The 15,414-nt window shown below is 57.8% G+C and carries 19 protein-coding genes and 1 pseudogene; 4 read left to right on the top strand and 16 right to left on the bottom strand.

Going from position 1 to position 15,414, the window contains the following annotated elements; translation table 11 throughout:
* Window positions 1-322 precede the first annotated feature (322 nt).
* Complete coding sequence (locus tag GNF76_RS22085; protein WP_155585199.1) at window positions 323-1,183, top strand: EcsC family protein; 861 nt, start codon at window positions 323-325, stop codon at window positions 1,181-1,183.
* A gap of 37 nt (window positions 1,184-1,220) precedes the next feature.
* Here GNF76_RS22085 and GNF76_RS22080 read toward each other — a convergent pair whose 3' ends face one another.
* The 5 genes from GNF76_RS22080 to GNF76_RS29635 form a co-directional block, all read right to left on the bottom strand.
* Window positions 1,221-1,847 (bottom strand): glutathione S-transferase family protein, encoded by a 627-nt coding sequence (locus GNF76_RS22080; protein WP_155585198.1) that lies wholly within the window; start codon window positions 1,845-1,847, stop codon window positions 1,221-1,223.
* 261 nt (window positions 1,848-2,108) lie between these two features.
* Window positions 2,109-3,149, bottom strand: coding sequence for an alpha/beta hydrolase family protein (locus GNF76_RS22075; protein ID WP_155585197.1), 1,041 nt, complete (start codon window positions 3,147-3,149; stop codon window positions 2,109-2,111).
* Window positions 3,150-3,241: 92 nt separating this feature from the next.
* Complete coding sequence (locus GNF76_RS22070; RefSeq protein WP_155585196.1) at window positions 3,242-3,616, bottom strand: GFA family protein; 375 nt, start codon at window positions 3,614-3,616, stop codon at window positions 3,242-3,244.
* 206 nt (window positions 3,617-3,822) lie between these two features.
* Window positions 3,823-4,293 carry a hypothetical protein gene (locus tag GNF76_RS22065; RefSeq protein ID WP_155585195.1) on the bottom strand — a complete coding sequence of 157 codons (471 nt, stop codon included), beginning with the start codon at window positions 4,291-4,293 and terminating at the stop codon, window positions 3,823-3,825.
* Between the two features lie 407 nt (window positions 4,294-4,700).
* On the bottom strand, window positions 4,701-5,618 hold the full coding sequence (locus GNF76_RS29635) for a fimbrial protein (protein WP_246211956.1): 918 nt from the start codon (window positions 5,616-5,618) through the stop codon (window positions 4,701-4,703).
* A 458-nt stretch (window positions 5,619-6,076) separates the two neighbouring features.
* Here GNF76_RS29635 and GNF76_RS22055 point away from each other — a divergent pair, with 458 nt between their 5' ends.
* Window positions 6,077-6,619 carry an AAA family ATPase gene (locus GNF76_RS22055; RefSeq protein WP_155585194.1) on the top strand — a complete coding sequence of 181 codons (543 nt, stop codon included), beginning with the start codon at window positions 6,077-6,079 and terminating at the stop codon, window positions 6,617-6,619.
* An 86-nt stretch (window positions 6,620-6,705) separates the two neighbouring features.
* Window positions 6,706-6,885 (top strand): annotated as a pseudogene (locus GNF76_RS22050) (GrpB family protein); the annotation flags it as partial.
* A gap of 13 nt (window positions 6,886-6,898) precedes the next feature.
* Here GNF76_RS22050 and GNF76_RS22045 read toward each other — a convergent pair.
* From GNF76_RS22045 to GNF76_RS22005, 8 genes are all read right to left on the bottom strand, one after another.
* Window positions 6,899-7,354, bottom strand: a complete 456-nt coding sequence (locus tag GNF76_RS22045) for a hypothetical protein (protein WP_155585193.1) — start codon at window positions 7,352-7,354, stop codon at window positions 6,899-6,901.
* Window positions 7,355-7,576: 222 nt separating this feature from the next.
* The gene (locus GNF76_RS22040; RefSeq protein ID WP_155585192.1) at window positions 7,577-7,795 is read right to left on the bottom strand and encodes a DUF4287 domain-containing protein; all 219 of its coding nucleotides are present in this window, start codon (window positions 7,793-7,795) and stop codon (window positions 7,577-7,579) included.
* A gap of 331 nt (window positions 7,796-8,126) precedes the next feature.
* The gene (locus tag GNF76_RS22030; protein WP_155585191.1) at window positions 8,127-8,657 is read right to left on the bottom strand and encodes a GNAT family N-acetyltransferase; all 531 of its coding nucleotides are present in this window, start codon (window positions 8,655-8,657) and stop codon (window positions 8,127-8,129) included.
* Window positions 8,658-8,751: 94 nt separating this feature from the next.
* Window positions 8,752-8,961 carry a YXWGXW repeat-containing protein gene (locus tag GNF76_RS22025; protein ID WP_155585190.1) on the bottom strand — a complete coding sequence of 70 codons (210 nt, stop codon included), beginning with the start codon at window positions 8,959-8,961 and terminating at the stop codon, window positions 8,752-8,754.
* Window positions 8,962-9,051: 90 nt separating this feature from the next.
* Complete coding sequence (locus tag GNF76_RS22020; RefSeq protein ID WP_155585189.1) at window positions 9,052-9,528, bottom strand: periplasmic heavy metal sensor; 477 nt, start codon at window positions 9,526-9,528, stop codon at window positions 9,052-9,054.
* Window positions 9,525-9,962 (bottom strand): hypothetical protein, encoded by a 438-nt coding sequence (locus tag GNF76_RS22015; RefSeq protein WP_155585270.1) that lies wholly within the window; start codon window positions 9,960-9,962, stop codon window positions 9,525-9,527. The genes GNF76_RS22020 and GNF76_RS22015 overlap by 4 nt, the downstream gene beginning before the upstream one ends.
* A complete protein-coding gene (locus GNF76_RS22010) occupies window positions 9,962-10,540 on the bottom strand; it encodes an RNA polymerase sigma factor (protein WP_155585188.1) in 579 nt (192 codons plus the stop codon). Before GNF76_RS22010 ends, GNF76_RS22015 begins: the two co-directional genes overlap by 1 nt.
* Before the next feature lie 50 nt (window positions 10,541-10,590).
* Window positions 10,591-10,902, bottom strand: coding sequence for a YXWGXW repeat-containing protein (locus GNF76_RS22005; RefSeq protein WP_155585187.1), 312 nt, complete (start codon window positions 10,900-10,902; stop codon window positions 10,591-10,593).
* A 496-nt stretch (window positions 10,903-11,398) separates the two neighbouring features.
* Between GNF76_RS22005 and GNF76_RS22000 the strand changes: the two genes are divergently transcribed.
* On the top strand, window positions 11,399-11,827 hold the full coding sequence (locus GNF76_RS22000; protein WP_155585186.1) for a TOBE domain-containing protein: 429 nt from the start codon (window positions 11,399-11,401) through the stop codon (window positions 11,825-11,827).
* 49 nt (window positions 11,828-11,876) lie between these two features.
* Here the strand turns inward: GNF76_RS22000 and GNF76_RS21995 are convergent, their stop codons facing one another.
* The 3 genes from GNF76_RS21995 to GNF76_RS21985 form a co-directional block, all read right to left on the bottom strand.
* Complete coding sequence (locus tag GNF76_RS21995) at window positions 11,877-12,494, bottom strand: class I SAM-dependent methyltransferase (protein WP_155585185.1); 618 nt, start codon at window positions 12,492-12,494, stop codon at window positions 11,877-11,879.
* A 79-nt stretch (window positions 12,495-12,573) separates the two neighbouring features.
* Window positions 12,574-13,125, bottom strand: coding sequence for a GNAT family N-acetyltransferase (locus GNF76_RS21990; protein WP_379652594.1), 552 nt, complete (start codon window positions 13,123-13,125; stop codon window positions 12,574-12,576).
* A 45-nt stretch (window positions 13,126-13,170) separates the two neighbouring features.
* Window positions 13,171-15,357: a GAF domain-containing protein gene (locus tag GNF76_RS21985; RefSeq protein ID WP_155585184.1), complete on the bottom strand. Its 2,187-nt coding sequence runs from the start codon at window positions 15,355-15,357 to the stop codon at window positions 13,171-13,173.
* Window positions 15,358-15,414 lie beyond the last annotated feature (57 nt).

The raw sequence follows: 15,414 nt of genomic DNA, 5'->3' as shown, positions 1-15,414 counted from the left end.
GAACAATTTAAGCTCATGCGTTGAACCACCAAGTCCCCCTCCACGGTTTATTATTCTTCTCGAAAAGGCGGCACTATGGCTAATGCCAGTCAGTTAAGCGAACGCGGTGCTCAAGGCAGAGAAGAACGAATGTGGGAGCTGGCTTGCCTGCGATTGGATCAACTCGATATACCTGAAGTATCGAGGTGTCTGCATCGCAGGCAAGCCAGCTCCCACACTGAATCTGCTTCGGTTGCTGGATCCCCACTCCTTAACTGATCGGCATTAGGCACTATGGCCCACCTCGTGGGTCTTTGGTTTATGAGAGCGCTGGAAAAACCTAATGGAGACGCCTGTGAGCATCAGAGACAACCCCGAGGATTACCAGGACCTGAAGCGGGCCGTTGGTTTGCTGGAGTCACCCTCTTTGACGGCGAGGCTGTCGGGCATGATCGGCTCACCCATCGAAAGCGCGGTAAAGGCATTGCCGGGTGTGGTGTCGAGGCGGATCAATGGCGCCGTGGCGGCGGCGCTGCACTCGTCCGCTGACGCGGCGCTGTGGAGCCTGGAAAACAGTCCGAGAAAGCCGGCGTCGACCCGATTGCACAAGGTCTATGCCGCGACCTCGGGTGCCGTCGGCGGGCTCTTCGGTATGGCGGCACTGTTTGTCGAGCTGCCGATCTCCACCACCATCATGATGCGCTCGGTCGCCGACGTGGCGCGCAGCGAAGGTTTTGACCTGGGAGACTTTGCGACCAAGCAGGCGTGCATCGAGGTGTTTGCCATGGGCGGCAACAGCCAGGCCGACGATGCGACGGAGACGGGCTACTACATGACCCGCAGTTTCACCACTCAGGCGATGCAACAGCTGTCCAAGGAACTGGCGGGGATCGCCGCCAAGCAGGGCTCCAAGGCCATCAGCAGCCTTTCCCCGGGGCAGGCCGGGAAATGGCTGGCGATACTGATCGATAAAGTCGCGACACGTTTTGGCTTCACCATTTCCAGCAAGTTCGCGGCGCAGGCGGTTCCCGTGATGGGGGCGTTTACCGGGGCGACGATCAATGCACTGTTTACCCATTTCTATCAGGACATGGCGCGAGGGCACTTCATCGTCAAAAGGCTTGAGGCAAAATATGGCTTTGAGCCGATCAAGAGTGAGTACACGGCCATCAAGGCCGCGCCTCGGTTGAACAGACGCGGGTGAAGAGCATGGGCAGTGGTTCCGTTAGCCCCCCGGCAATCTACTTCGCAAACGCATATTCCCCACCCTGTTCCAGCGCCTTGCGATACGCGGGTCTGCCCTGGAACCTTTGTACCCACGCCGCCACATTCGGGTACGGTTTCAATTTTCCCTGAGCCTTGGCGAGTTCGCCAATGAAACTCATCTGGATATCCGCCCCTGTGAATGCTTCACCCATCAGATAAGGCGTCTGCCCCAGCACGTCGTTCAGATAACCCAGGTAATTGGCCAGTTCCGACTCGATACGCGGATGCAACGGCGCGCCGGCTTCACCCAGGCGCCCGACGTACAGGTTGAGCATCAGCGGCAACATGGCCGAACCTTCGGCAAAGTGCAGCCATTGCACGTACTCATCGTAAGTGGCAGTGGTCGGGTCTGGTTGCAGGCGGCCGTCGCCATGACGGCGAATCAGGTAATCGATGATAGCGCTGGACTCGATCAACACCTGGGAACCGTCTTCAATCACCGGTGATTTGCCCAGCGGATGGATGGCCTTGAGTTCAGGGGGCGCAAGATTGGTTTTCGGGTCGCGCTGGTATCGCTTGATCGCGTAGGGCAGGGCGAGCTCTTCAAGCAGCCATAGAATGCGTTGCGAGCGTGAGTTGTTGAGGTGGTGGACAGTGATCATGGGAGGACTCCGCTGTACGAGAGTGAGGAGTCTAGGGCAAAGACTGCGCCACCGCCTTAAGGTCTTTGCAGGCTAGAGATGAAGATCTAACCGGCGATGTGAAACCCTTGTGGGAGCTGTCGAGCTTTAGCGAGGCTGCGATAGCAGTGGGTCAGGCACCCTCAATGTTGGTTGTGCTGACGTTATTGCAGCCTCGTTAAAGCTCGACACACCGCTGACTTTCACTGCCCTGAACGGGGGGGCAAGCGTATTTGACTGCGCCTAGTCGCGAGGTGATTGCGCCAGAAACTCGCTGATCAGCGCGGTAGTCTGCTGCTGGATCACCTCACGTGGCCGAGCGCCGTCGCCATCTGTGCAAATAATGCCATCGCCAGGCACCTCTTCTTCGAGCCTCGCCATCGCGCCAGGTTTGCACACCGACATAAAGCTGAAGTGGCTGGCGTCGCTGATCTCGACATAACGCGTTGACGCCTGGGGCAGCCGTTTGGCCAAATCGGCAGATTCCAACTGAGCGGGAAGCTCTTTAGACGGCACTCCCGCTGCGATCACCAGCGTCGGCACCGGCAGCGCGGCAAGGCTTGCATCGGTCATCCCGCGTGACAGGCCCAGGTCCAATGAAACAATGGCAGTGACACGTTTATCGCTCAAGTCGGCGGCCAACCGTGCCTTGGACTCCGGGGTGCTGGCGGGGTTCATCTGTTGGTAAACGGTGCAACTGGCCAACTGTGGATGGACGCTGCAGTCTTGGGCAAAACGGTCGGGGTCAAAACGTGCACCGGCGATTTCCAGGGCGGTCCAACCGCCGAGTGAGTGGCCCACTACCGCAATTCGATGCTTTGCGATCTTGCCAAATTGTTCCGGCTGGGTCATGACCGCATCGATGGCCCGGCTGATGTCGGCGGGCCGTAGCCATAACTGTGCTGCGGCTTGAGGGCTGCGGTCCTGGCTGGTGGTGCCGGGGTGGTTGACCGCTGCCACGATGTAACCCTGATGGGCCAGCGCACTGGCCAGCCATGCCTGTTTGCCCCAATTACCTTGAAAGCCGTGGGAGAGCACCACCAGTGGATGCTCACCGGCAGCCGCTGGCGCGTTTGGGACGGCAAGGACACCGACAAACACCGGATTATCGGCGATCAACTGTGGCGCGGCGGTGGTGGTACTGGGGTACCAGACGACCATCTCCAGCGGGCGCTCATTGTGCGCGTCTGGCAGTGCAGAGGCCTGGAAGCCGATAGGGTTATCGTCGGCGAATGCGTGGGTGGTCAGGCCGATCAGAAGCAGGGCGGCGAGCGCTGTTTTCATTGTTTTTATCTTCCTTGATTAGATCAAATTATCTGAATCTGAAATCCGCTGCAGGGCGCGGGGTCGACCCAAGGCGGTCACGGGGACGGTGGTCATTCATACCAGGTTGCCTTGGACTCCAGCTCTATGTGTTTCTGTTTGTCGGCAGTGAACGTGGAGTCCAGAGTGCCCATTGCTATCGAAATCCATTCGGCGAACTCCCCTTGGCTTCTTGACCAGAACAACGACGAACCGCACTCGGCGCAGAACTGACGAAGTACTGATTCAGAGGATGGGTACGATTTGATGTTCTCGACGCCCTGGACAAGATGCAGGTCGCTACGCAACACACTGGCATAGCTGGCAAACGCGGCGCCATGGCTTTTGCGACATTGACTGCAATGGCAGTGAGTAAGGGCTTTTGGTCGTGACTGGATTTCGTATTTGACGGCGCCACAAAGGCAACTGCCCTGAAAGATGTCGGTCATAGCGGACGCCATTTGATATTAAAAAGGTCTTTGAAAAACCAGTCGCATCAGGCCGGGGATCACAATCTAACCGGCGAAGTGAAACCCCTGTGGGAGTTGTCGAGCCCCAGCGAGGCTGCGATTGCGGTGGGTCCGCCAACATCAATGCTGGCAGTGCCGACGCTATCGTAGCCTCGCTGGGGCTCGACAACTCCCACCGTTGATCTTCATTGCTCGAAGCTGGGTATTTCAACCGTATTTGGCTGATTTTTCAAAGACCTTGAAAGGGCTGATATTAAAGGCGGCAATTTAACCTGCGGGCAGTTTGGGTGTCGACTGACCGCTTCTGGCCGATTGCTGCCTTTCGGCGGCAACCTAGAGGTAACCAGGTAACCAGGTAACCATGGCTCCTGCTCGATTGCTGCAACGTCTCCAACGGCCAATAGACGCCACAATTCCAAGATCTTTGTCTCTGGAACGCCCTTCATGTGGCGAGGCTCGCCGGACTCTAGGTTTTCAAAAGTGACGGTTCGTGAAAGGTTCACCGAAATGCACCAGTCAGCCTCGTCGGTCACCGAAACATCACCGTGTTCCTCATCTTCCGGGCGAGTTTTCAGTTCGGCGAGAAGCTCAGGGAACGTGTGTATGCCAGGGTTGGAGCTCATGGCGCCGTATCTGTGTGTGACGTGGTAGCTCATGTTTACCTCACGTATTAGTGGTCAAACCGCCTTAGTCTGTTTTAACCCTCAGAATTGTTCGCTAGAAATTAGCCAAAATTTCAGATGAGCTGCTACTGGCTTGAGCATCAAGGTAATCAGATCATTCTGCCATAACGCATATATTAGAAATAAAGTTGTTGGCCGATAGCCAGCCATTTCATCTGGCTGCTTTCGACCCAAAGCGGCCCTCCGTGATCGGTAGCAATCGACCAAAAGCAGACGTTCAAGTTGGTCAGCTATTAACCCTATCTGACACCGACGAGCGCCTCTTGCTCTCCGGTTTCATTGAAACTTTGCATCTTGCAAGCCGTAAACTGGCTACTGTTATTTCAGGAATAATCGAATCCACTCCGACCCTGAGGACGTAAGTCATGATTTCGAAATAGTTACAGATAGTTAACGGTGAATCTCACTGATGCATTCGCGCTACCGGCTTCCAGTGTACTGCCTGCCAATCGATAGTAAGTGGCTGATAACGGAATGTTGAAGTTGGTCGTCGAGTTAAATCCAGCGAACGTATAGGTAGTGCCTAACGCTAATGGCTGTCCAGTTTTGCCAATCAACTGTAGTCCAATTCCTTTAGCCGTTGAGCTAGAATTTAGCGCCACGATACCCTTTTGGCGGTCTAAGACTTGAGAAGTGGCATCGAGTGAATAGGTAATGCTATTGATCCCTTGCTCGCACTTCGTTAGACCAACGTTGAAATTTATCATCCGTGGAGTGCTGCCGGCTTTGTTAAATTCAGTTAGCTGATAATCGTCTCCCATCGACACCTGTATTGATGGCGCCTGGCAAGATGTCTGAGATAACACAATCGGCCTGAGTAGATTAAATTCGGCGATAGTATTTCCGTCGTATGCCTTATTGCCAAGAGAGCCGGCAGGTACTTTATTGTTTTTTCCTAACTCGCCGGACTTGATTATTTCAAATGTGTAGTTTCCTACTACTTGTGGCTTGTTTCCGGGCAGAATCGAAGTCGGCGCACGAAGGTAACTATTATTAGGCTCCATTATTCTGAATGAGAGTCCTGTTTGGCCTAAAGGAAAAACATTTCCTTCCGGCGGCGGTCTACCCAGTGATGTATTAACGTAAAAGCCGCCATACCCCATTGAGTCACATATGAGTGTCTGGTAGTCGGATGTGTGCACAATATCTTTGTAAATGACCGTGCCGACGGGTGCGTCTCGACCGACGGACAAGCCACCAGCCAGATTGCTGCCGAAGTTGATGACGCGAATCTTGCCTTGCAGATAGCAGGGCGCCGCTACCGAATCTGAGGAGTACGTCAAGACGGTAGCGGCCATGATGCTTACTAGCGTAAAAATGCGCTGTCGGATGAAAAGCATTTATATATAACTATTCTGTATAGAGATAGATCTATCTTGCTCGCTCTTTAGCGATATAAATATCAGACGTTTCTTATTTTGCCTCCCAAGACTTCTCGCCATCAAAGCTCGTAGGTTGCTTCGCTTGCGTACGCGCTGTCTTGACATTCATTTTGCGGATGTTCGCGGCTGGTTTATTCCACGTAGGGCTACGCTACTTTCGGATGCAATTCCGGAGAGTGTTTCGGCCACCTCCTTTGCTTCGATATCGGACCTCGACGAATGTCTGCTTCTGGCCGATACCCGTCATCAACGAGCAGCAGTTGCCGACTTACAACGGGCGCCCAGAGCATGAGTGCGCTTGCAGTTGACCGCGTCGCCCATTGCCGTAAAATCGCGCGCCCGAAATTCAGCAGGCATGGCGAGAGGGGGCTTCAATGCAACGGGTGATGATCATTGGTCAGCCAGGGTCTGGGAAAAGTACCCTGGCGCGCAAGCTTGGCGAGCGCACAGGGCTGCCGGTCGTGCATATCGACACGATTCATTGGCAGCCGGGGTGGGTCGAGCGGAGCCGGGACGAGAAGACGCGTCTTTGCCATGAGGTCGAGGCCTATGAGCGCTGGATCTTCGAAGGCGGGCATTCGACCACATGGAACAACCGGCTGGCCCGCGCTGACATGTTGATATGGATTGATCGCTCGGCGCCGCTTCGATTCTGGCGCGTGCTTCTCAGAACGATGCTTAACCGCGGCCGATCCCGGCCTGACTTGCCGGAAAACTGCCCGGAATTGCTGGCCAACCTGCCGGAGTTTTTCAGGTTCATGTGGCGGACAAAAACCTCGTCTAGGGAGGCGATGAAGCGATTCGTGGCTACAGCCCCGTCGGTTTGTCGCGTGGTCTGCCTGCGGACCAATCGGGATACCGAGGTTTTTCTCGCGAGTATGAGCACGCAGCCTGATCAGATTGTGCAACGTCATTAGGTGCTCGATCGCGCTTGATTGGCTGCAGACACCTGCCGCGAAGGCGCATCAGAATGCTCTAATCTGCCCAAGGATGGCCCACGGCGCTGACCAGCAAAATCACTCCCTACAACCCCACTTGGCCCGCCCGATTTCTGGCAGACAAGCCACTCATCGCTTCGGCCTTTGGCGATGAACTGATTGCCATACACCATGCTGGAAGCACCTCTGTTCCAGGGCTCGCGGCGAAGCCCGAGATTGATGTGCTCATCGAGGTTCACGATCACTCCCTCCGCCAAATCAAATCTCAAACGTGGCCTTAACAGTGCGCACGTAGGGGGCTGAGCTGAATACGAATGGGCCAACCCCAGGGATTACGCGAGGTTCTTCATATCCATTTTCGTAAGCAAATGCCTCCCAAATGATCTCACCACAGAATCTGCGAATTTGCACTGAGTAGGCTCCGCACCCGATGTCTCCACACTCGGGGCAGATATAGATGAGCACCCGATAGGGCTCTGCCTCGGGCTGGTCGCATCGAAGCAAGCTCTCGGCAAAGCGGAGGTTCTGTTCTGGATAACCTGATACGAACCCACTCATGTAGTCAGAATGCCCACCGTCAGCGGTCACCAGAATTTCCAGTAAAGAACGCTCGTCGATTTGAAAATCAGCAAAACAACGCTCAACACTGCTACAGCCGTCCGATGAGCTTCCGGGGCGAACCGTATCCTGAAAGGTCATAGTGCTATGCGGCATGCCTTACTCCTTGCATAAAGATAATCAGGATTAGACACAGTGGGCATGAGTCAGGCAAGGCCGGAGGACTCCGGCGAATGTCCGGTTCTGGCAAGTTGCGGAAACACTCTTGAGAAACTCAGCAACCTGCCGGGATATTTAAGATTGCCCCTCATAAGGCTTGGCGCTACACCCCCAAAACGCCTGACGTACCCGCGCCAGCGCTTATGAAAGTTTGTATTGTCAGTCGATTTTTGCGGTAGCCAGATAGTACGCAACCAACGCGTTGGCGTGGCCATGGCCCATACCATGCCCAGTTTTAAGCAAGGCCACCATTTCCATATGCTTCTTGCCGCTGGCGGTCTTGAGCAGATCCAGCCAGTGGGTGATTGGCTGCCCATACTTTTTTTCAATTGAGGGGAAGTACGACGCTGGTCCTTTTGTTTTTGTGTCGTCGGTCATGATGCAAACTCCCTTTGGCTCAGGTGATAGTGCCCAGAGTAATACGATAAGAATGATCTCGCACCGGCGGCATTCGGAACTCGAAGGCCGACTGGGCAACGTTACCCATTTGCGCTCATTGGGTCCACCGTTCGCCCCTGGACCCGATCGGATACTCAGCAGGTTGCTCCGGAGCAGAGGTTTTTCAACATCTCTTCAGGCCGGTACAGGTACTCGTTGCGCGGGGTCGCAGAAAAAGCTTTCTTCGGCAATACGTTCGCCTTCCCAGCGCTGATAGGTGATTTCTTCGCAAGGTTATTGGAGGCATCAAGCCAGGAGGGGTGATCAGGTTTCAGTCCGTATGCAAACGCGCATACAGGTCGAAGTTGCCTGGACGTCCACGCACCATCCGAAATGCTCTCAGCTTCCCTTCGTATTGAAAGCCACAGTTTCTCAGGACGTTGGCTGAGCCAAGGTTACTTTCAAGAACAGAACCCTGGATACGGACTAAGCCGTATTCCAGAAACGCCCACTGCGTGACCGCCGCACATACCGAGCTGGTGATGCCTTTACCCCAATAAGCCGGCGCAAGGTCGTAGGCAATCTCTGCGCTTCGGTTGACGTCACTGACCGTGTGCAAGCCTATGGTTCCGATGAGGTCAGGTCCGTCGATGATTGCCAGCCGCCTGATCGAAGTGGGGCACATCGAGTCGATAGCGTCAAACAACGGCAATAGGTCTTCCTGTGTATTCAGGTTCCAGCTGGTATGTTGAATCACCTCTACCTGCGACAGGTAGGCGTACCAGGCGGGTATATCTGTTCGCTCCAATTGCCGAAGCGACAGGCCGGGGTAACTCAACTCAGGCGCTTTCTTGATTCTCATGGTGCTCCGGCACTGGGTAGTGAGGTATCCCGAGCATAAGAGAGGAGGCGACCGCCAGACAACCCCGCGCGCCGCCTCCGTAATGGCTTACACCTCAATACCGCCAATGCCCCGGCACCCACAACCACTGGCCGCCACCCCAGCGATAGTGCCCGGCGACCCAGTGATAATTCGGTGCCGGTGCGACGGGCACCACTTCAACCAGCGGCGGTGGCCGGCGCGGATGAACCGGTTCGACGATGCAGCCGGACAAGGTGGCCGCCATCAACGTTGCGACCAGCGTGGCCTTGAGTATTCTCGACATGGCTCGATTACCTGGGTAAGGCTGGGCCCTCACCGGATTGGCAGGCCTGTGACAGTTAAACGTCTCCACCTGCCAAATCCGTCGCTGATCTCACTCATTTTTTGCCGCTTTGCCTTTGGCCTGGCCATGTGAATACAACGATTGCACCAGCTTCTGACGCTCATCCCGTGGCAGGGTGTTGGCGAAATTGGCCAGGGTGTTGTCGACCAAAAGCCGCAGTGCCGTATCGGCTTCACGAGCCTTGCCCAGATCGACCAGCAGCGCTGCGCGATCTAGTGTCGGCGCCTCCAGTTGTTTGATCACATCCAGCCGTGCCTCGCGCCCGGCGGTGATCAGGGGCTGGCTGTCTGCACGGTTTTGACGCAACAGTTGGCGCAGCTCGCGCCGCCGTTCCGGCGGCAATTGCACCATCGCCTGGCGCAGGCCGTGCTGATTGACAGCAGCCTCGACCGGCTGGGTGTTGGCCAGCCAGTGATACAGGCCGCCACCCACACCACCGATCAGGAACACATTGAGCAGGACCGATATAACCAGCAGCGGTTTCAGGTAGTTGGGGGGTGGGGTCATTGCTCGGCTTCCTCTGCGTTCACGGTGAAGACCATCTCGGCGTCGCCCTGGTCGAAGACACTGGGCAGTATGTCGGGTGCCAACCTGGGGGTTGGCAGGCTCAGGGACGCCACCAACATGCCAACGGCAACGCCGGCGATGCCCACGCCGATCACGCCGGCGGGGGATAACCAGCCGGCGTAGCGGGTCCAGAAGGAGGTCGGCCTGGCGACGGGGGCGGACAGGCGGATACGCCGTGCCAGTGCCGGGTCCACTGGCGCCAGTTGATGGCTGTCCAGCAGGCGGTCGAGCTGGCGCGCTTGCTGCAGGGCGGTAAGTGCTGTGGTATCGCCGCTGTGCAACAGGGCCTGGGCGTCAGGCTGTTCGGCGGCGGGCCAGCGGTGCAGGTCCGCGCCATAGGCCTCGGCGAGGTGGGCAAAGCGTTCGGGTGTCATCATGTTCCCCTTCCTGGGCGGGCGTGCCCGGGTGTCTCGGCAAGGTAACTGCGCAGATTGCGTCGAGCCCGCGACAGCAGGCTTTCCAGTGCCTCGACGCTGATGTTCATCAGGGCAGCGGCGTCGATGTTCGACAGCTCCTGGTAGTACTGCAACACGATAGCCTCACGCTGGCGATCGGGCAGGGACGCCAACGCGGCCGCCATCTGCTCGCTGCGGGCAGCCGCTTCCAGCTGTTCGTCGGGTGTCGGGGTGCTGTCGAGCACCTCGTGCATGTCCTCGTTTTCGTTCAGTGGGCGTTCCTTGCGCCGGCGCAAGTGGTCGCGGCACAGGTTGAGCGCCACCCGGTGCACCCAGGTATCAAAACGCGCTTCGCCGCTGCGCCAGTTTGCTGCCTGGCGCCAGATGCGCAGGAAGGTCTCTTGCGCGATATCCCTGGCCTCATCGGCATCGCCGAGGATCCGACTGGCGAGCGCCAACAAACGGGGCAGCTTGCGCGACACCATTTCATTGACGGCCGTCGGGTCCTGATGACCGATGCGGGCCAACAACTCAACGTCCGGATCAGTCTCTTTCAATAGGCAAGTCTCGGTCCGGTGGCGATGGGGCCGTTAAACGGGTAATTGATTCAGCGGTTCCAGCGCCCTTCGCTCCAGTACCAGTTGGGGCCACGGGCGTCCCAGTGGCCCGGCACCCAGCGGGCGTTGCGCATCACCGGTTGCCAGTGCCCGGGCATCCAGGCGTAGCCACGTCTTTCCCAGCGCCAGTGCCCACGATCCCAAGCGTAGCCTGGGCGGCCTACGGGGATCATTTCGACGCGCATGGGCGGCGGTGCCTCGCGGATGATGACTTCGGTCCGGGCAAAGACCGGTGTGCTGGCAAGGGCGGCCAAGGCCAAGGGGATCAGCAAGGCAAGGCGCAGAGGTCGTGCAAGTCTCATGACAACTCCTTCAGGCGGCAGATGAACGTCAACGCTGCTGATGGGTTGAACGGCGACTCTGCGGGAAATCCGTCGCGCGCCTGTGAATTTTTTTATCGCAAGGCGCTGTAAGGGAAGTATTGCCGAGGGTTTGCCGGAGCTTGATGAAAGTTTTGACAGTTGCGACGGATTTACCGGAGTGCTTGCGTTCAAGGGTTAACCGTTGCCAAACAACGCCCACCGCACCCATGAGGTACTCACCATGTCACGTCGTCTCTCGTTGCTTGTCGCTGCCATCCTGCTCCTGAGCCTTGGCGGTTGTGTGATCTTGCCGGGTCACCGGGATCATTGTTGCTGGCGCTATTACGGGGCTGTTTCGTCCGCAAGCGAGGCCGTGGTCTCCTGACCCTGATCCTGAGTTTGAATGATTCACTGGCTATAGTTGTTTTTACACAGCGCTAAGCCTGATGATGCGCGGCAATTCCTAACTCCAAAGTCAAAAAAAGGATCGCTCCTCATGAAAGTCAGTGCACGCAACGTATTCAAAGGCCAAGTCAGCCAGGTTCAGGACGGTGCGGTTAACGCCGAAGTGGTGCTAACCCTGCCGGGTGGCGAGCAGTTGGTAGCCGTAGTGACCATGGAAAGCGTGCGCAATCTGGGCATTGCCGTGGGCAAGGAGGCCGTCGCCCTGATCAAGGCGCCGTGGGTGATGTTGATGACTGAGTCCAGCGACATTCGTTTGTCTGCCCGCAACTGCCTGGAAGGCAAGGTGTTAAGCGTCAACGACGGTGCGGTCAATGCTGAAGTGGTGATCGAGCTGGCAGGCGGTTCGAAGGTCTACTCGATCGTCACCCGCGACGCCGTGGCCGAGCTGGGCCTGGCACCCGGTGTCAGCGCCACGGCGGTGATCAAGGCTTCGCATATCATCCTGGGCGTTCCGGCCTGATCAATGGCCCTGCAGGTCCTGTATTTCAGCGATGCAGGACCCGCTCTCCTCAGATCGCCTTGCGGCAAAAGCAGTAGACGAACTTCTGTTCGCCGCCCGCAGGTGTAAGGTGAGACTCCTTTTCATGCCCCAGTAGAACAAAGGGCTCGCCAAATTCGGCATGCAGTTCGTTGGCGTCATAGCGCATGACCGGCAAGCCACTGCATTGGCTCGGCCCATCCTCGGCGAACGTCGCGACGATGACCAGCCCACCCGGTTTGACTGCACCAAGGACGGCCTGGACATAGGCCTGGCGCTCTTGTTCGGTGGTTAAAAAATGAAAGACGGCCCTGTCGTGCCACACCTCATAGGTGTGAGGCTCCAGATGAACGTCGAGGATATTGGCTTCCAACCATTGTACGGTTGAGGCTTGTTCACCGAGCCTGGCCTGAGCCGTGGCCAACGCTGCCCCAGAGAGGTCCAGGACCGATATCTGCTGATAGCCGTCCGCCAACAAATCATCGACCAATGTCGACGCTCCCCCGCCAACATCAATGATTGAAGCGCCAAGCAGCACACCGGCCTCACGAATCAACTTGAGCGAGAGGGCGGCATGCGGCTGGAACCAACTCACCTCATCGGCGGCCTTGGCCGTGTAGACGTGTTCCCAGTGGTGTTTGGATTGCATAGTGATTGCTCTGGTGACGTTGACCTGGCACTTAACCTATCGACCCATCAGGCCGATGTCCATCCGTTGGCTTTCGGCATCAATCACGGCCTTGGCGAACGTCTGCGGTTCGTGTGGCCTGATAAACCAGGCTCGGTGCCTGCCCGGGAACGTCGTCCAGTTCGTCGATGCGCCGCATGCCGATTTTTTCCAGGACATTGATCGAGGCCTGATGAGCCGGCCTCACCACGGCATACACCTGCGGCTGGTCCAGTTCGACAAACCCATACTCCAGCGCAGCCCTGGCCAACTCGGTGGCGTAACCGTTGCCCCAGGCGCTGACCGCAAAGCGATAGCCCAGGTTGATACGCTCAATCTCGTTGTACCCGTACAGGGTGATACCGCCGAAGCCGATCACGCGGTCCGGCGAGTCCTGGGAGACGATGGCCCACTGGCCGAATCCCTGCTCGGCCCAATGCTGCAACCAACGATCAAGCATTGATTTTGCCTGATACCGGTCAGCCAAGGGCCCGGCCGGGTTGTAGCGGTTGGTCGCGGGGTCGCCGTAAATGGCGAAGACAGAGGTGACGTCGTCCTCGGTTGGCCGCCTCAGGATCAAGCGTGAGGTGGTTTTTTGCTGGGGCATTGGCATCGAATTCTCCTGGCCAGGACGACTTTCCAACTGACGTGACCTCGTTCAGTGCTTGAGTATGGCCTTGGCCAGGATGCGCGAGACTTGATCGGCGGAGTAGGGCTTGGCCAGGAACTCGAAACCGTCATAGCCGCTTTCTGCCAGTTCTTCGCTGTAACCGGAGGTCAGGATCACCGGCAAGTCGGGTCGGCGGCGGCGCAGTTCCCTCGCCAGGGCTACTCCCGTGATGCCGGGCATGACCACATCCGAAAAAACTGCGTCGAACGTGAGCACTTGCGCGCCCGCAAGCTCCAGCGCTTGTTCGGCGTTCGTGGCCCAGGTGGTCTGGTAGCCCAGGTCCTGGAGGATCTGGGTGGCGAAGCGGCCTATCTCCAGGTTGTCTTCCACGATCAGAATGCGGCATGGAGTGCTGTGCGCGAGCAGGTCAGGCTCCGCTTGCCTGGCGTTTTCAAAAGCTGCTTCGGGTTCCACTTGCGGCAGATACAAGGTGAACACCGTGCCCTGGCCCAAGGTGCTGGCCACGTCCACGTTGCCACCGGATTGCTTGGCGAAGCCGAACACTTGTGACAGTCCAAGCCCGGTGCCTTTACCCACGTCCTTGGTGGTGAAGAACGGTTCGAAAATTCGTTCGAACGTCTCGCTGGGAATTCCACTACCGGTGTCCGCCAGGGAGATCGCGATAAAGGGCTTGCGTGACCCGGCATCACCGCGGATGCGCGGCAGCGGCCGATCGCCCTCGACGCGCAAGACCAGGGTGCCCTGGCCGTCCATGGCATCCCGGGCGTTCAGGGCGATGTTGATCAGCGCGGTTTCAAATTGACTGGAGTCCGCGCGGATGTGACAGGGACGCTCGGGCAGCTCGATGTGCACATGAATCCGCGCGCCGGTGACCGTCTCGAGCATCTCGCCAATGTTGCTCACCCGTTGGCCAACGTTGAAGACTTCCGGGTTCAGCGGCTGGCGTCGGGCGAAGGCCAGCAACTGACTGGTCAGCTTGCTGGCGCGTTCCACGGTGTCGGATACTGCGCTCATGTAGCGCTGGCGCCGTTCTTCGGACAAATTGGGTTGGCGCAGGAAGTCGACGGACGAGCGGATGATGGTCAGCAGATTGTTGAAGTCGTGGGCCACGCCGCCAGTCAACTGACCGATCGCTTCCAGTTTTTGCGATTGGCGCAGCGCCGCTTCGGTTTGGGTCAGCCGTGTGGTTCTTTCCTCGACCCGATGCTCCAGGGTCGCATTCAACTCGGCAAAGGCGGCCAGGCCCTCACGTACGGCGGAGTCGGCGCGTACCCGTTCGATATGGGCCCAGGACCGTTCGGTGACTTCGCCCAGGAGCGCCAGATCGTAGGACGACCAGGTGCGGGCTGATTTGTCATGGATGGCCATCAACGCGGTCAGGCGGCCGTCCTTGATCAATGGCATGCAAATGGTCGCTGTGACCCCCAGGGCCTGAAAGCTGACGGCTTCTTCAGGGGGCAACTCCAGCAGATTGTTGCGGATGATCAATGGCCGGCCGGCCCGTAGACAGCGGCTCGCCCGCTGTCCGAAATCCTCCAGGCGATAGCGCCCCACGATACTGGGCGAGCCTTCTGCCGCCCAATTACCGCGAATGGTGAAACCGTCTTCATCAGCGTCCATGTCCGCATAGGCACAGTTGGACACCTGCAAATGCGCCGCCAGCAGCCGGGTGGTTGCGTTCATGATGGTTTGGGCATCGGTAGCCTCGGCCACGGCGTTGCCGATGGCATCGAGTACGGCCAGGCGTCGGGCCAGGAAAACGGTCGTGGTGGTTTCCGTGACGGTGTCGAGCATCCCCACGACCTTGCCTTGGGAGTCGCGGATCGGGCTGTAGCAGAAGGTGAAGTAGGCTTGCTCCGGCCCGTCACCGCGCTCGATCAGCAGGGGGAAGTTTTCGATGAAGGTCGCTTGCCCTGCGAAGGCCGCCGCTGCGATGGGGCTGACCTGAGGCCAGACTTCTTTCCAGATCTCGTTGAAGGGGCGCCCCAGTGCGTCAGGCTTGTCGCCAAGAATGGGGATGAACGCATCGTTGTACAGCGTGATCAGTTCCGGTCCCCAGACGATGGCCTGGGGGAAACTGGAAGCAAAGCTCAGCGCCACGGTGGTCTTCAACACGTCCGGCCAGTGCTCGAGAGGGCCAAGGGGCGTGCTGGCCCAATCGTGGTGCCGGACCTGCTCGGCCATTTCGCCGCCGCTCTGCAGCCAGTCAGTCATTCGGTTAACCCTTCTTTGCCACGGTTCCCATATCGCTTGAAGTCCTGTGGCGTTTCA

It is taken from the genome of Pseudomonas spelaei, from assembly GCF_009724245.1.
In the GTDB taxonomy this organism is placed as follows: Bacteria; Pseudomonadota; Gammaproteobacteria; order Pseudomonadales; family Pseudomonadaceae; genus Aquipseudomonas; species Aquipseudomonas spelaei.
Note: the sequence above shows the minus strand (reverse complement) of the source record. Positions and strands in the feature narration are given on the sequence as shown.

Bases quoted from the DNA above. Each gene is read 5' to 3' on its own strand.
- GNF76_RS22085 (WP_155585199.1), top strand. From the start codon at position 323: ATGGAGACGCCTGTGAGCATCAGAGACAACCCCGAGGATTACCAGGAC.
- GNF76_RS22080 (WP_155585198.1), bottom strand. From the start codon at position 1,847: ATGATCACTGTCCACCACCTCAACAACTCACGCTCGCAACGCATTCTA.
- GNF76_RS22075 (WP_155585197.1), bottom strand. From the start codon at position 3,149: ATGAAAACAGCGCTCGCCGCCCTGCTTCTGATCGGCCTGACCACCCAC.
- GNF76_RS22070 (WP_155585196.1), bottom strand. From the start codon at position 3,616: ATGACCGACATCTTTCAGGGCAGTTGCCTTTGTGGCGCCGTCAAATAC.
- GNF76_RS22065 (WP_155585195.1), bottom strand. From the start codon at position 4,293: ATGAGCTACCACGTCACACACAGATACGGCGCCATGAGCTCCAACCCT.
- GNF76_RS29635 (WP_246211956.1), bottom strand. From the start codon at position 5,618: ATGGCCGCTACCGTCTTGACGTACTCCTCAGATTCGGTAGCGGCGCCC.
- GNF76_RS22055 (WP_155585194.1), top strand. From the start codon at position 6,077: ATGCAACGGGTGATGATCATTGGTCAGCCAGGGTCTGGGAAAAGTACC.
- GNF76_RS22045 (WP_155585193.1), bottom strand. From the start codon at position 7,354: ATGCCGCATAGCACTATGACCTTTCAGGATACGGTTCGCCCCGGAAGC.
- GNF76_RS22040 (WP_155585192.1), bottom strand. From the start codon at position 7,795: ATGACCGACGACACAAAAACAAAAGGACCAGCGTCGTACTTCCCCTCA.
- GNF76_RS22030 (WP_155585191.1), bottom strand. From the start codon at position 8,657: ATGAGAATCAAGAAAGCGCCTGAGTTGAGTTACCCCGGCCTGTCGCTT.
- GNF76_RS22025 (WP_155585190.1), bottom strand. From the start codon at position 8,961: ATGTCGAGAATACTCAAGGCCACGCTGGTCGCAACGTTGATGGCGGCC.
- GNF76_RS22020 (WP_155585189.1), bottom strand. From the start codon at position 9,528: ATGACCCCACCCCCCAACTACCTGAAACCGCTGCTGGTTATATCGGTC.
- GNF76_RS22015 (WP_155585270.1), bottom strand. From the start codon at position 9,962: ATGACACCCGAACGCTTTGCCCACCTCGCCGAGGCCTATGGCGCGGAC.
- GNF76_RS22005 (WP_155585187.1), bottom strand. From the start codon at position 10,902: ATGAGACTTGCACGACCTCTGCGCCTTGCCTTGCTGATCCCCTTGGCC.
- GNF76_RS22000 (WP_155585186.1), top strand. From the start codon at position 11,399: ATGAAAGTCAGTGCACGCAACGTATTCAAAGGCCAAGTCAGCCAGGTT.
- GNF76_RS21995 (WP_155585185.1), bottom strand. From the start codon at position 12,494: ATGCAATCCAAACACCACTGGGAACACGTCTACACGGCCAAGGCCGCC.
- GNF76_RS21990 (WP_379652594.1), bottom strand. From the start codon at position 13,125: ATGCCAATGCCCCAGCAAAAAACCACCTCACGCTTGATCCTGAGGCGG.
- GNF76_RS21985 (WP_155585184.1), bottom strand. From the start codon at position 15,357: ATGACTGACTGGCTGCAGAGCGGCGGCGAAATGGCCGAGCAGGTCCGG.